Raw genomic sequence first — 13858 nt, 5'->3', positions numbered from 1 at the left:
GATGATCATCACACCGCCAGGTAGCCGGCGGTCATGGGCGCACCAGCACCTTGATCTCCTCCTTGGTCGTCAGCAGGGCCTCGAAGCCGTCGCGGACCACGTCGCGGAGCCGGACGGTGGCGGTGACGATGGCGGTGAGGTCCACGCCCTCGTCCGCGACGAGCCTGATCAGCTCGGGGTGGGCGCCGCGGTAGCCGACGCTGGCGATGATCGACTGCTCGTTGTTGACCAGCGCGAACGCGTCGATGGCGAGGGTGCCGCCGAGGCCGACGAGCGTGACCCGGCCGCCGCGGCGGGTCGCCTCCAGGCAGTCGCGCAGGGTCGCCTCCGCGCCGACCGCCTCGAACGCCACGTCGACGCCCTCGCCGCCCGCCGCCGCGCGCAGCGCGCCGCCGCCGGCGTCGTCCACCACTTCGGCGGCGCCCAGGCGGAGGGCCAGCGCACGCCGCCGCGGGGACGGGTCCGCGGCGACGACCCGGCCCGCCCCGCGCAGGGCGGCGAGCTGGACGATGAGCAGGCCGATCGGTCCCAGCCCGACGACCGCGACGGTCTCCCCCTCCCGGAGCCCCGACCTGCGCAACGCGTGCAGGGCGACCGCCGCGGGCTCGAACACGGCGGCCTGCTCCAGGGACACCCCGGCGGGCAGCCGGTGCACCATGTAGGCGGGCACGACGGCCGATTCCGCCAGGCCGCCGTCGCCCATCAGCCCGGCGAAACCGAAGTGGCGGCACAGGTTGTACTCGCCCGCCAGGCAGCGCGGACACGTGCCGCACCGGTAGTGCGGCTCGACGGCGACCCGGTCGCCCGCACGCAGGCCCCTGACGTCCGGGCCGACCCGCGTCACCGTCCCGCAGAACTCGTGGCCGAGCACCAGCGGGGCCATCCGGCCCGACTCCGGGTGCGGGGCCCGCACCGGGATGGCGTGCGGGCCGTCGGCGTACTCGTGCAGGTCGCTGCCGCAGATCCCGCAGTAGGCCACACTGATCGCCACTTCGTCCCGCCCGGGGACGGGCGCCGGGACGTCCACGACCCGGACGTCCCGGGCGCCGTACCAGACCGCCGCCTTCATGCCACGGCCTTCGCGGTGGCGCGCCGCACGACGGCGGGGGCGGTCTCGCGCAGCCCCACGGCCAGCGCCATCACGATCACCGCTCCCCCGGCCGCGATGAACATCGCGGTGCGCAGGCCCCACTGGTCGGACGCCCAGCCCGCGACCAGCGGGCCGAGGAAGCCTCCGGCCAGCTCCCCGACGCCCATGATCACGCCGAGCGCGGTGGCGAGCGCGGCGCGCGGCACGGTCTCGGCCGGGATGGTGGCCATGAACAGCGTGAAGCAGCCCAGCCCGGTGTAGGTGAGGATCATCAGCGCGCCGAGCAGCACCGGGTCGCCGACGTACACGACCGCGAGCGGGCAGCACACCGCCAGGGCGGTGAAGCCGATCAGCGCGGGCTTGCGGCCGATCCGGTCGGAGATCGCGGGGGTGGCGAACCCCCACAGCACCCACGCCACGCCGAGGCAGGTCATGACCCCGCTCATCGTCCCCGGCGCGAATCCCTTCTCCTCGGTCAGGTAGGTCGGGGTGAACGTGATGAGGGTGACGAACCAGGTCAGGTAGCAGCAGGCGATCAGCATGCAGATCACCACGTTGCGCATCCCGAGCACCTGCCGGACGGTGACCCCGCCCTCGGCGGGCGCGGCGCTCTCCGCGGGCGTGGCGTCCTCGACGGGCGCGGCGCGCCTGGGCGGGCGTTCCCGCACGTACTTGGCGATCAGGGCGGCGACCACGACGCCGGGCAGGATCGTGACGAAGAACGTGGTCCGCCAGCCGACGGACTCGGCGAGCCGGACGACCACGATCGGCGCCACGATGCCGCCGAGCAGGCCCGCCGAGGAGCCCTGCAGCAGCCCCATGTTGAGGCCGCGGCGCGCCGGCCGGGACGCCTCGGCCATCAGCGACTGCGCCATCGGCAGAACCGCGCCCTCGGCGGCGCCCATCAGCGCGCGTGCGGCCAGCAGCCCGAGGAAGCCCGTCGCCAGGGCGGACGCGGACGAGAACAGCGAGAACAGCAGGACCGCGGCGATGAGGATGGGCTTGCGCCGGCCCAGGCGGTCCGAAAGGCGCCCGGCGAACATCCCGGCCAGCGCCCAGGTGAGGGCGAGAACCCCGGACAGCATGCCGAGCTGGGCGTTGGACAGGCCGATGTCGTCGTCGATGTAGGGGGCGAGGAAGGCCAGGGCCTGGCGGTCGAAGAAGACGAAGCCGAACGCCAGGAAGAGCATCACCAGCAACCGGTTCTCGTACCGGTCGGCGGAGGGGGTGGGAGGGGGTGTCACGGCGACGGCCTCGTCAGCGCAGGAGCGAGTCGACCAGGTCGGCGCCGAGCCCGACCTTCTCGTAGTGCTCGCGGCACATCTTGACGTAGTCGTGGACGTCGAAGTAGCCCTCGGGGTCGCCGTTCTCGTCCAGCCAGATCAGCGGGCCCTTGACGATGAACAGCGTCTTCATCGGCTCACCGCTGTCGTAGGCGACCAGCGTGTGCCCCTCGCCCGGGGCCTCATAGACGAAGTCGCCCGCGGTGGCCGTCCACGGCCGCTCCAGGTAGCCCCACTTGCCGGAGATGGTGTAGGCGAAGACCTCGTGGGGGTGGTAGTGCCGGTTGACCAGCCCGGCCTCCTTGGCCCGCAGGATGTCGGACCAGGTGTTGTCCTTGATGTTGATCCACAGCGGGCGGGAGCCGACCGTGTCGGTGAACGGCACGTAGTAGCGGTCGTCGTCGGTGGCCACCTTGGACAGGTAGACCTCGGGCAGCGCGTCGGGCTTGACGGAGTCCGCGATGGGCTTGAGGTTCTTCCAGAACTCCGAGCCTGGGGTTTCGGGCATGGTGTCGTTCTCCTCTCGGTCACGTTGCCGAGAGTGAACCCCGTCACTCCACCGCGCGTCTTTCCCGAATGCGACGTCCCCTTTTGCGCATTTCGGACATCGCCCGACGTGGCCCCCGACGCCGGTGTACCGAGGTCAGGGCAGGTCGTCGGGGAGCAGGAGGCCGAGGTCCCGGGTCGGGACGGGGTCGCCGGAACGTTCGCGGGCGGCGATCCGGCGCGCCTGGGCCGTGCGCATCGCCTCCAGCAGCTTGCGGACCTCACGGCCGTTGCCCCGCGCGAAGGTCTCGGTGTGGGCGTCCAGATGGGCGCGGACGGCGTCGAGCGCCTCGGGCGTCAGCGTGAACCCCGCGTCGGCGGCCTGCCGGGTCAGGATGGTGACCAGCTCGTCACGGCTGTAGGGCGGGAACTCCACGGTGCCGGAGAACCGGGACGCCAGTCCCGGGTTGGCGGCCAGGAAGCGGTCCATCTCCGCGGTGTAGCCGGCGACGATCACCACGACCTCGTCGCGGTGGTCCTCCATCAGCTTGACCAGCGTGTCGATCGCCTCCCGGCCGAAGTCGCGCTCGCCGTCGCGGGCCAGGGCGTACGCCTCGTCGACGAACAGCACGCCGCCGCGGGCGCTCTCGAACGCCCTGGCGGTCTGCGCCTCGGTGTGGCCGATCCACTGGCCCACCAGGTCCGACCGCGACACCTCCACCACCTGGCCGCGCGCCAGCAGGCCCGTCGCCGCGAGCAGCTCCCCGTACAGGCGCGCGACGGTGGTCTTGCCGGTGCCGGGCGGGCCCGAGAACACCAGATGCCCGGCGAACGGCTCGCTGGACAGGCCCTCCTGCCGGCGGCGCCGCTCGGTGGCCAGCATGTCGAACACGTCGCGGACGCGCTGCTTGACCTGGGTCAGGCCGACCATGCCGTCCAGGCGTTCCAGCAGCGCGGCCACCTGGGCGTCGTCGCGGCCGTCGGCGTGCCGGACGCCGAGACCGCGGTCCAGGACGCCGTCGAGGTCATCGGGCAGCAGTTCCACCAGCTCCCGGGCGGACGGGGCGTCGCGCTCGGCAAGCCGCAGCGCCTGCTGCTGCAGCGCCGCCTCGAAGATCCGCCTGGCCTCGCGGCCGTTGCCGAACCGCTGGTCGCGGCGGGCGCCCTGGAAGTGGGCCAGCAGCGCGGCGCGGGTGGCGTCGGCGAGGTGGAACCCGTACCGGTCGGCCGTCCGCTGGACGATCTCCACCAGCTCCGACGGGCTGTAGTCGGCGAACTCGATCGTCCGGGACAGGCGCGATTTCAGCCCCGGGTTGGCCTCCAGGAACTCGCGCATCTCGACCGAGTACCCGGCGAACACCACCACGACCTCGTCGCGGTGGTCCTCCATCAGCTTGACCAGCGTGTCGATGGCCTCCTGCCCGAAGTCGGCGCCGCTGCCGAACTGGCGCGCCAGGGTGTAGGCCTCGTCGACGAACAGCACGCCGCCGCGCGCCTTGGTGAACACCGCGCGGGTCTTGGCGGACGTCTCGCCGAGCCCCTTGCCGACCAGCTCCGCCCGCGACACCTCCACGAAGTGACCGGAGGACACCACGCCCAGCTCGGCCAGCAGCCTGCCGTAGAGCCGGGCCACGGTCGTCTTGCCGGTGCCGGGCGCCCCGGAGAAGATCACGTGCCGGCCGATGGGCGGTCCCTCGGGGAGCCCCGCCCGCCGCCGCTGCTCGGCGACCCGCAGGAACGACACCAGCTTGCGGATCTCCTGCTTGACCTCGGCCAGCCCGACCATCGCGTCCAGCTCGGCCAGCAGCGCCTCCACGCTCGCCGGCTGCTCCTCGGGCGCCGGGCGCCGCGCGGGGGCGGGCACCGGCGCGGGCGCGGGCGCCGGCTGCGGCTCGGGCTCCGGATCCGGCGGAGGCGTGGCCCGCGCCGGTTCGGCCGCCTGGGGCGCGGGCGGCTTGCGCAGGGGGACGGTGTCGTCATCGGGCGCGGGGGCGGCCTCGGCCGTCGCCGACCCAGACTCCTCCTCGCCCGTGTCCCCGTCCGCGTCCGCGTCCACGTCCTGGTCTGCGTCCCCGTCGAACGGGAGGTGGTCCAGCTCGTCGTCCTGCTCGTTGTCGTGGGAGGCGGTGCGTTCGACGGTCACCGTCACGTCCACGGTGGCGAAGATCCCCGCCCCCTTGTTGCCCGTGACCGTGCAGTCGAGCACCGCGAGTTCGGCGCCCTCCAGGGCCCCGACGCCGCCGTACCGGTTGCCGGTGATCCGGGCGCCGCGCAGCGTCAGCGTCGAACCGGCACCGGTCACGCTCGCGCCGCCGGAGCAGTCGGTGACGGCCCCGCCGGTGAACGAGCAGGTGCCCGCCTCGGCGACGGCCAGCCCGTCGCCCGTCGTGTTCCTGACGATCGCGCAGTCCTCCAGTCCCGCGACCGCCGCCCCTCGCACCAGGACGCCGTTCAGCCCGGCCTCCTCGACCGCGACCCGGCGCGCCGTCAGGCTGGCCGAGTCGACCGCCGCCATCCCGGCCTCCCCGGCGCCCCGCACGAGGGTGTCCTGCACCGTGACGTTGGCGTCGTCGGCGACCACCCCGGACCGGCCGGCCCGCAGGATGAAGGTGTCGGCGACGCTGACCGTGGACCGCCCGTCCGCCACGATCCCGCACGCCTTCGGCTCCTCCAGTTGGCACCCCTCCAACGTCGCCGAGGCGTTGTCGGACACGTAGACCGCGGTGATGGCGGCGGTCTCGACCGCCAGGCGGCGCGCCGTCAGGGCTCCTCCGGCGGCGGCCCAGACGCCGACGTCGCCCGCGCGGGAGACGACGGTGTCGTCCACGGTCGCCGTCGCTCCGGAGCGCACGATCAGCCCCGCCTCGCCGGTGCCGGTGACGCGGGTGCCGACGACGGCGGCGGCGGCCTTCTCCTCGATGACGATCCCGGCCGAGGCCGGGTCCTCGATCCGGCAGCCCTGGACGCGCGGGGCCGACCCGCCGTCCACCCAGATCCCGGACCCGCCCGCCTTGCGCACGGTGACGTCCAGCAGCGTGAACCGGCTGCCCCGGTGCAGCGACACGCCGCTGCGGGACGTGTCGGTCACCGTGCTGGCCTCGATGACGCCCTCGGCGTCGGTGCACGCGATGCCGCCGCCCTGCACGACGCTGCGGCGCAGGAACAGCTTCGCGCCGTCCCACGCCTGGACGGCCGTGTCGGCGATGCCGGAGAACGTGCAGTCCTCGGCGGCCAGATGGGCGCGCACGACGTTCACGGCGGAGCCGCCCTCGTGGAAGTTGCGCAGGGTCAGCCCGCGCAGGACCACCCGTCCCCGGCCCTCCACCCGCAGGTTGTACTCTCCGCCGCAGTCGATCACCACGGTGCCGGGGCCGCCGGTGGCCTCGATCTCGGCGACGCCCCAGAAGCGGCAGTCGCTCATCCGGTAGTGCCCGGGCTCCACCCCGATCCACAGCGGCTCGCCGCCCGGGACGAGGAGCGCGTCGGTCAGGTTCGGGAAGCCGCGACGAGGATTCTGCGACACGACCAGCTTGCGCACGGTCCCTCCGGAGGGGTTCTTCCTGTCTGGCTTCCGCTGCCGATAGTGGCCGCCCAGCTCAAGATCAGCAAGTGAACGGGGCCACGCGTCCGGTCAGGGGCGCAGGGCGCGGGTGAGGGTCAGGGCGGCGGTGCGGACGGCGGGGGCGTAGCGGGCGGGCCGCATCTGGCTGGTCCAGCCCGACAGGGACAGCGCGGCGATGGCCTGGCGGCCGGGGCCGAGGACGGGGCTGGCGACGCAGGTGACGCCGGGCCCGGACTCCTCGCGGTCGTAGGCCACGCCCTCGCGGTGGATGCGGCGCAGTTCGCGTACCAGCAGGCCCGGTGCGGTGATGGTGCGTTCGGTGAGCCGGGGCAGGGGGCCGGACAGCAGGGGCTCCACGGTCGCGGGCGGGGAGAAGGCCAGGATCGCCTTGCCGACGCCGGTGGCGGTGGCGGGGACGCGGCCGCCGACGGCGGACGGCAGCGGCGGCCCGCCGGGCGTGGTGAGCTTCTCGACGTAGACGACCTCGCGGCCGTCGAGCACGGCCAGGTGCACGGTCTGGCGGGTGGCCTCGCGCAGGTCGGACATGAACGGCACGGCGGCCTCGCGCAGGACGCGCTGGCGCGGCACCCGCTGGCCGATCTCGAACAGGGCCAGGCCGAGGCTGACCTTGCGGCCGTGCCGTTCCAGCAGCCCGGCGCGCACGAGGTCGCCGGTGATCCGGTGGACGGTCGACCTGGGCAGGCCGGTGCGGCGGGCGAGTTCAGCGGCACCGACGGCGTCGTCTCCCGCGCGGAACGCGCCGAGGACCGCCGCGATGCGCGACGGCAGGGAGTCCTCGGCGGGGGGAGGGGTCATGGCCGACGTCATGGCCGACAGGGTATGCGTCCCGCCACGCGGGACGGATTTCTTGCCGCGCGCGGCCGGCCGGGCGCACGCTGACGGCGGTAACGACGAAAGGATTCGCAGGTGGACGTGGTGAAACGCGCCGCCGGCGACTTGATCGGCGCCTATGCATCGGGCCGGCCGGTCGACCCGCCGACGGACGTCTACGACGATCTGACCCTGGACGACGCGTACGCGATCCAGCTGGCCCAGATCGAGGAGTTCCGCGCCAAGGGCGCCCGGGTCAAGGGGCACAAGGTCGGCCTGACGTCGGCGGCGATGCGGCGCCAGCTCGGCGTCGACCAGCCCGACTACGGGCACCTGCTGGACTCGATGTTCCACCTGGACGCGGCGCCGATCGACGCGGGACGGTTCCTGCAGCCCCGGGTCGAGCCGGAGATCGCATTCGTGCTCGGCCGCCCCCTGGCCGGGCCGGGCGTGACGGCGGCGGAGGCCGCGGCCGCGGTGGAGTTCGCGCTGCCCGCCCTGGAGATCATCGACTCGCGGGTGCGGGACTGGAAGATCACGCTGCTGGACACCGTGGCCGACAACGCCTCCAGCGGCGGGGTGGTGCTGGGCACCCGGCCCGTCCCGCTGGACGCGGTGGACCTGCGGCTGACCGGCTGCCTGCTGTACCGGGACGGTGAGCTGGTGGACACCGGGGCGGCCGCCGCCGTGCTGGGGTCGCCGCTGAACGCGCTGGTGTGGCTGGCCAACACGCTGGGCGAGCGCGGCGTCTCCCTGGAGGCCGGGCACGTGGTGCTGCCGGGGGCGATCGTCGCGGCGACGCCCGTGTCGGCCGGTGACGTGGTGACCGCCGAGTTCGCCGGGCTGGGCACCGTCACCGCGAACTTCCGGGGGGCGGCATGCTGAGCGCGGCCATCGTGGGCTCGGGCAACATCGGCACCGACCTGCTGGTCAAGCTGCTGCGGTCCGAGACGATCAGGGTGCACTCGATGGTGGGGGTGGACCCGGAGTCCGATGGGCTCGCCCGGGCGCGCCGCCTGGGCGTCGAGGCCAGCGCGGGCGGCGTCGACTGGCTGCTCGCGCAGGACGACCTGCCCGACATCGTCTTCGAGGCGACCTCCGCGAAGGCGCACCTGGCCAACGCCCCTCGTTACGAGGAGGCGGGGATCCAGGCGATCGACCTGACCCCGGCGGCGGTGGGGCCGTTCGTCTGCCCGCCGGTCAACCTGGCGAACCTGGCCGGCACCCCCAACCTCAACATGATCACCTGCGGGGGGCAGGCGACCATCCCGATCGTCGCGGCGGTGTCGGCGGTGGTGCCGGTGGCGTACGCGGAGATCGTCGCGTCGATCGCCTCGCGGTCGGCGGGGCCGGGCACGCGCGCCAACATCGACGAGTTCACCCAGACCACGGCCCGCGCGATCGAGCAGGTCGGCGGCGCGGCCCGGGGCAAGGCGATCATCATCCTCAACCCGGTCGAACCCCCGATGATCATGCGGGACACGGTGTTCTGCGCGATCCCGCCGGACGCCGACACCGCGGCGATCGCCGCGTCGGTCACGGAGATGGCCGCCCGGGTCGCCGAGTACGTGCCCGGGTACGCGCTGCGCGCCGAGCCGCAGTTCGACGAGGCGCGCGAGGACTGGGGCGGCAACGCCCGGGTCGCGGTGTTCCTAGAGGTCAAGGGCAACGGCGACTACCTGCCGCCCTGGGCCGGCAATCTCGACATCATGACGGCCGCCGCCGCGCGCGTCGGCGAGGAACTGGCGCGGCTCGCGTCCGGGGAGAAGGTGAAGCGATGACCGAGGAGAACGGCGCCGAGCGCGTTAGGATCACCGACTCGACGCTGCGCGACGGCAGCCACGCGATGGCGCACCGCTTCACCGAGGAGCAGGTGCGGGGCGTGGTGCACGCGCTGGACTCCGCCGGGGTCGAGGCGATCGAGGTGGCGCACGGCGACGGCCTGGGCGGCTCCTCGTTCAACTACGGCTTCTCGCTGGAGGACGAGATCAAGCTGATCGCCGCGGCCGTGGACGAGGCCACCGCCGCGCGCATCGCGGTGCTGCTGCTGCCCGGCGTGGGCACCGTGGAGGACCTGCGCCGCGCCCACGACGCGGGGGCGTCGGTGGCGCGCATCGCCACCCACTGCACCGAGGCGGACGTCTCGCTCCAGCACTTCGCCGCCGCCCGTGAGCTGGGCATGGAGACGGTCGGGTTCCTCATGCTGTCGCACCGCATCGGCCCGCAGGAGCTGGCCCGGCAGGCGCGGATCATGGTGGACGGCGGCGCCGAGTGCGTCTACGTGGTGGACTCGGCCGGGGCGCTGGTGCTGGCCGACGCGCAGGCCAGGGTGCGCGCCCTGGTCGACGAGATCGGTCACGAGGCGCAGGTCGGGTTCCACGGCCACCAGAACCTGTCGCTGGGGGTGGCCAACTCCGTCCTGGCGGCGCAGAACGGCGCCCGGCAGATCGATGGGGCGCTGTGCGCGCTCGGCGCGGGCGCGGGCAACGCCCCCACCGAGGTGGTGGCGGCCACGTTCGAGCGGCTCGGCATCACCACCGGGGTGGACGTGCAGGGGGTGCTGGCGGCGGCCGAGGACGTCGTCCAGCCGTTCCTGCCGCGCCTGCCGTTCGCGGACCGGTCCGCGATCACCCAGGGGTACGCGGGCGTGTACTCCAGCTTCCTGCTCCACGCCGAGCGCGCGGCCGAGCGTTACGGCGTCCCCGCCCACGAGATCCTGCAGCGCGTCGGCGAGGCCGGCTACGTCGGCGGCCAGGAAGACATGATCATCGACGTCGCGCTCCGCCTGGTGGAGGAACGCGAACGCACCACCTGACCCACGCGGAAACGAGGGGCGGCGCGCCACCGGCGCCCCGCCCCTCTCAGCGCGACCGGCGGTGGTGCTGGCACTACTGTCATGAGGGGTACAGGCTGGCTCGTTCCGTGCGTCGCGGACGGAGATGCTTCAAGGGTTCCGAAAACCACTCGACAGGAGCCCCCCGTGTCGGACCACATCCAGCACTCCAGCCCCGCCAAGACTCCACGGAAGCGTCGCCGGATCTCCACGACGATCGCCGCACTCGCGGTGCTGGGAGGTGCCGTCGCGGTCGGCGCGCCGGCCCTGGCCCACAGCGAACGCGACGTGGCGCTGAGCAGCGCCGACAGGTGGATTTCCGAACGCACGCCCAACGACGCCATCCAGAAGGGCGCGGAGAGCCTGGTGCGCGACGACGGCTTCCCCGGTGTGCTGGCCGCCGTCAAGGGCCGTGACGGACGCACCCGTGACTACACCGCCGGTGTCGGCGACCGCGCCACCGGCGCGAAGCCGCCGGTGAACGGGCGCGTGCGCGTCGGCAGCAACACCAAGGCGTTCGTGTCGGCGGTGGTGCTGCAACTGGTGGGCGAGGGCAAGGTGAAGCTGGACGCGCCGATCGAGAGGTACCTGCCGGGCCTGGTCCGCGGGGAGGGGATCGACGGCCGCAAGATAACCGTCCGGCAGTTGCTGCAGCACACCAGCGGCCTGCCCAATTACACGCAGTACATGGAGCAGAACGCCTTCAAGACGCGGAACACCTACACCGAGCCGCGTGAACTGCTCGACATCGCGTTGCAGCACAAGGCGGACTTCGCCCCCGGCACCGCATGGCGGTACAGCAACACCGGCTACGTTCTCGCGGGGCTGCTGGTCCAGAAGGTCACCGGCCGGCCGGTGAGCGAGGAGGTCACCAACCGGATCATCCGCCCGCTCGGCCTGCGCGACACCTACTGGCCGGGGCTGGGCGAGCGCGGCATCCGCGGCCCGCACCCCAAGGGGTACGACGCGGCGCAGCCCGGGGGGCCGCTGGGCGACATCACCTCGCTGGACCCGTCCTGGGGCTGGGCGGCCGGGCAGCTCGTCAGCACCCCGCGCGACCTGAACAGCTTCTTCGCCGCCCTGATCGGCGGCAGGGTGCTGCGTCCCGCCGAGCTGAAGGAGATGACGACCACCGTCAGGGCGGAGGACTCCCTGCCCAACTCCAGCTACGGGCTGGGCCTGTTCAAGACGTCGCTGTCGTGCGGCGGCGAGCTGTGGGGCCACGGCGGTGACATCAACGGGTACGAGACCCGCGGCGGCGTCACCAAGGACGGTCGCGCCGTCACCGTGGCCGTCACCGCCCTGCCCGGCGCGGTCGCCAAGACCGAACAGGACATGCTCAAGGTGCACCAGCACGTCCTGGACCTGGTGGACACCGCCATCTGCAAGTAGTCCCGAGACGGCACTGTGGCCGTGTGCGAGAGCGCACACGGCCACCGTGCCGTTTCGTGGTCCAGAGCGTCAGGGGTGGCGTTGGGTCTCTTCGAGGTAGCGCAGGACGGCGGTGACGCGGCGGTCCGCCCGGTCGGTGGGGGCCAGGTCGAGCTTGGCGAAGATGTTGCGGATGTGCTTGTGGACGGCGCCTTCGGTGACGACGAGCCGTTCGGCGATGGCGCTGTTGCCCAGGCCCTCGGCCATCAGGGACAGCACGTCGCGTTCCCGAGGGGTCAGGCGCCGCAGCCCGCTGTCGGAGCGGGTGCGGGTGAGCAGTTGCGCGACGACCTCGGGGTCGATGGCGGTGCCGCCGTCGGCCACCCGGTGCAGCGCGTCGAGGAACTGCTCGACGCGGCCCACCCGCTCCTTGAGCAGGTAGCCGAGCCGGTCGGCGCCGCCGCCGAGCAGTTCGGTGGCGAACGCCTGCTCGACGTAGGCCGACAGCACGAGCACGGCCAGCTCGGGGTGGCGGCGCCGCGCCTCCACCGCCGCCCTGATCCCCTCGTCGGTGTGGGTGGGCGGCATCCGAACGTCGACGATCGCGACGTCGGGCTTGTGCTCGTCGACGGCCGCCAGGAAGGCGTCCGGGGAGTCGGTGGTGGCGACCACGTCGAGGGACTCGGCGCGCAGCAGCAGCGCCACCCCTTCGCGCAGCAGTGGGTCGTCCTCGGCGATCACGATCCGCATGGCAGCTCCACCTGGAGAGTCGTCGGCCCACCGCGTGGGCTGGTCAGGGTCAGGCGGCCGTCGTGCGCCTCGACGCGGCCGCGGATTCCGGCGAGCCCGGAGCCCTGGTGCACGTCCGCGCCGCCGACGCCGTCGTCCTCGATCCGCAGGAACAGCCGGGCGCCCTCGCGGCGGACGGTCACGGTCGCCTGCCGGGCCCGGCTGTGCTTGGAGATGTTGGTGAGCGCCTCGGCCGTCACGAAGTAGGCGGTGGACTCGACGGACGCGGCGCACCGTCCGGGGACGTCGACGTCCACCGTGCAGGGCACCCCGCAGTCGGCGGCGAGCCCGGCCAGCGCGCCGGCGAGTCCGCGGTCGGCCAGGACGTGCGGCAGGATGCTGCGCACGACCGTGCGCAGCTCGGCCAGCGCCTGCTCTGCGGCGTCCTGCGCGCGTTCCAGCGCGGCGTCGGCGCTCGCGGGGTCGCGGGCCAGCGCGCGGCGGGCCACGCCGATCATCATGGTGACGCCGACGAGCCGGTTCTGGGCGCCGTCGTGCAGCGAGCGTTCGATGCGCCGCAGCTCCGTCGCGTGGGCGTCCAGCGCGGCGGCGCGGGTGGCGGACAGCTCCGCGATCCGCAGCGACAGGTCCATGTCGGCGGGCGGCGCCAGCAGCCGCCGCCCCGGCCACGCCTGCAACCGGGCCATGCCCGGCCCGACGACCAGGAAGGCGACGCCCATCGCCACGCCGAGCGGCACGACCAGCAGGGCGCCGGAATCGTCGGTGACGTCCCAGAACACGAACGATGGTTGGGGCTCGTCCGGCGGCAGGAGCCGCCACCACAGCGGATAGGTGACGTACGGGACGGTGTTGAGCGTCAGCGTCGCCCCCGCCACGCTGAGGAACAGGCCCAGCGTGGCATGGACGAACACCCACCCCAGCTCCCGCCGGACGGCCGTGTCCGCGAGGGCGGCGCGTACGCCGGACGGCGCGGGTCCCGGGCCGATGATCTCCGGCCCCCACCGCGACAGCCGTCCGCGCTCGCGTTCCGCGACGGACCGCAGCAAACGCGGGACGGTGCGCGCCAACAGCAGACCCACACCGGTGACGCACAACAACGCGACCAGCACGATCCACACCACGGCGACGAACGCCAGCAGGGCCGTGCCCAGGCCGCCGATCAGATGTTCCAGCGCGTCGAGGGCGGCGCGGGCACGCGCCACGACGGCCCCTCGTCGAGCACGCCGGGTACCGGCCGGTTCGGTCCCGTTCGCCGCCATCCGCACCTCCTAGATCAGAGACCCTAGGCCAGCGACCGGGCAGTGTCAGGGGGCCGGACCAAGGAGTACAGCCTGCTGTACCGAAGACCGGCCCAATGGCTGGATCGTCCACCGCCCTCGCGGTTCCTAGCGTGGTACGCGTCGATCGGACCACTCACCGAGGAGCACGCGATGACGGATTTCCAGAACGCCTCCGAGGCACCCGCGAGCCGCGGCGGCGGGGCCGTCCGGCCGCTGCTGTGGGTGCTGCTGGCCATCAGCGCGGCCGGGAACATGGTGACCTCCGGCAGCGGCGCCCACACGGTCGCCGGCATCGCGTTCGGGGTGGCCACCCTCGGCTTCGCCATCGCCCTGGTCGTCCACCACTACCGCACCCGCCGCCGGTGACCTCGG

At 73.4% G+C, this 13858-nt stretch carries 12 protein-coding genes; 5 read left to right on the top strand and 7 right to left on the bottom strand.

Annotated features, from left to right (window positions below; all coding sequences use genetic code 11):
- Positions 1 to 31: 31 nt before the first annotated feature.
- From ABD811_RS33525 to ABD811_RS33505, 5 genes are all read right to left on the bottom strand, one after another.
- A complete protein-coding gene (locus tag ABD811_RS33525; RefSeq protein WP_344955806.1) occupies positions 32 to 1069 on the bottom strand; it encodes a 2,3-butanediol dehydrogenase in 1038 nt (345 codons plus the stop codon).
- Complete coding sequence (locus ABD811_RS33520) at positions 1066 to 2334, bottom strand: MFS transporter (protein WP_344955805.1); 1269 nt, start codon at positions 2332 to 2334, stop codon at positions 1066 to 1068. Before ABD811_RS33520 ends, ABD811_RS33525 begins: the two co-directional genes overlap by 4 nt.
- 13 nt (positions 2335 to 2347) lie before the next feature.
- Positions 2348 to 2881 (bottom strand): 2,4'-dihydroxyacetophenone dioxygenase family protein, encoded by a 534-nt coding sequence (locus ABD811_RS33515; protein WP_344955803.1) that lies wholly within the window; start codon positions 2879 to 2881, stop codon positions 2348 to 2350.
- Positions 2882 to 3016: 135 nt separating this feature from the next.
- On the bottom strand, positions 3017 to 6397 hold the full coding sequence (locus ABD811_RS33510) for a right-handed parallel beta-helix repeat-containing protein (protein WP_344955801.1): 3381 nt from the start codon (positions 6395 to 6397) through the stop codon (positions 3017 to 3019).
- Between the two features lie 93 nt (positions 6398 to 6490).
- On the bottom strand, positions 6491 to 7249 hold the full coding sequence (locus ABD811_RS33505) for an IclR family transcriptional regulator (RefSeq protein ID WP_344955800.1): 759 nt from the start codon (positions 7247 to 7249) through the stop codon (positions 6491 to 6493).
- Between the two features lie 99 nt (positions 7250 to 7348).
- Here ABD811_RS33505 and ABD811_RS33500 point away from each other — a divergent pair, with 99 nt between their 5' ends.
- The 4 genes from ABD811_RS33500 to ABD811_RS33485 all read left to right on the top strand — a co-directional run bounded on the left by ABD811_RS33500 (position 7349) and on the right by ABD811_RS33485 (position 11477).
- Positions 7349 to 8137 carry a 2-keto-4-pentenoate hydratase gene (locus ABD811_RS33500; protein WP_344955798.1) on the top strand — a complete coding sequence of 263 codons (789 nt, stop codon included), beginning with the start codon at positions 7349 to 7351 and terminating at the stop codon, positions 8135 to 8137.
- A complete protein-coding gene (locus tag ABD811_RS33495) occupies positions 8131 to 9033 on the top strand; it encodes an acetaldehyde dehydrogenase (acetylating) (protein ID WP_344955796.1) in 903 nt (300 codons plus the stop codon). Before ABD811_RS33500 ends, ABD811_RS33495 begins: the two co-directional genes overlap by 7 nt.
- On the top strand, positions 9030 to 10067 hold the full coding sequence (gene dmpG, locus ABD811_RS33490) for a 4-hydroxy-2-oxovalerate aldolase (protein ID WP_344955794.1): 1038 nt from the start codon (positions 9030 to 9032) through the stop codon (positions 10065 to 10067). The genes ABD811_RS33495 and dmpG overlap by 4 nt, the downstream gene beginning before the upstream one ends.
- A gap of 165 nt (positions 10068 to 10232) precedes the next feature.
- Positions 10233 to 11477: a serine hydrolase domain-containing protein gene (locus tag ABD811_RS33485; RefSeq protein ID WP_344955793.1), complete on the top strand. Its 1245-nt coding sequence runs from the start codon at positions 10233 to 10235 to the stop codon at positions 11475 to 11477.
- 69 nt (positions 11478 to 11546) lie between these two features.
- Here the strand turns inward: ABD811_RS33485 and ABD811_RS33480 are convergent, their stop codons facing one another.
- Positions 11547 to 12206 carry a response regulator transcription factor gene (locus tag ABD811_RS33480; protein WP_344955791.1) on the bottom strand — a complete coding sequence of 220 codons (660 nt, stop codon included), beginning with the start codon at positions 12204 to 12206 and terminating at the stop codon, positions 11547 to 11549.
- Complete coding sequence (locus tag ABD811_RS33475; RefSeq protein WP_344955788.1) at positions 12194 to 13408, bottom strand: sensor histidine kinase; 1215 nt, start codon at positions 13406 to 13408, stop codon at positions 12194 to 12196. The genes ABD811_RS33480 and ABD811_RS33475 overlap by 13 nt, the downstream gene beginning before the upstream one ends.
- Positions 13409 to 13636: 228 nt before the next feature.
- On the opposite strand from ABD811_RS33475, the gene ABD811_RS33470 reads away from it, so the two are divergent.
- Complete coding sequence (locus ABD811_RS33470; RefSeq protein ID WP_344955786.1) at positions 13637 to 13852, top strand: hypothetical protein; 216 nt, start codon at positions 13637 to 13639, stop codon at positions 13850 to 13852.
- Positions 13853 to 13858: the final 6 nt, after the last annotated feature.

The sequence above is a fragment of the Actinomadura miaoliensis genome, assembly GCF_039536785.1.
Classification (GTDB): Bacteria; Actinomycetota; Actinomycetes; order Streptosporangiales; family Streptosporangiaceae; genus Spirillospora; species Spirillospora miaoliensis.
Note: the sequence above shows the minus strand (reverse complement) of the source record. Positions and strands in the feature narration are given on the sequence as shown.

Bases quoted from the DNA above. Each gene is read 5' to 3' on its own strand.
- ABD811_RS33495 (WP_344955796.1), top strand. From the start codon at position 8,131: ATGCTGAGCGCGGCCATCGTGGGCTCGGGCAACATCGGCACCGACCTG.
- ABD811_RS33505 (WP_344955800.1), bottom strand. From the start codon at position 7,249: ATGACGTCGGCCATGACCCCTCCCCCCGCCGAGGACTCCCTGCCGTCG.
- dmpG (WP_344955794.1), top strand. From the start codon at position 9,030: ATGACCGAGGAGAACGGCGCCGAGCGCGTTAGGATCACCGACTCGACG.
- ABD811_RS33515 (WP_344955803.1), bottom strand. From the start codon at position 2,881: ATGCCCGAAACCCCAGGCTCGGAGTTCTGGAAGAACCTCAAGCCCATC.
- ABD811_RS33525 (WP_344955806.1), bottom strand. From the start codon at position 1,069: ATGAAGGCGGCGGTCTGGTACGGCGCCCGGGACGTCCGGGTCGTGGAC.
- ABD811_RS33470 (WP_344955786.1), top strand. From the start codon at position 13,637: ATGACGGATTTCCAGAACGCCTCCGAGGCACCCGCGAGCCGCGGCGGC.
- ABD811_RS33480 (WP_344955791.1), bottom strand. From the start codon at position 12,206: ATGCGGATCGTGATCGCCGAGGACGACCCACTGCTGCGCGAAGGGGTG.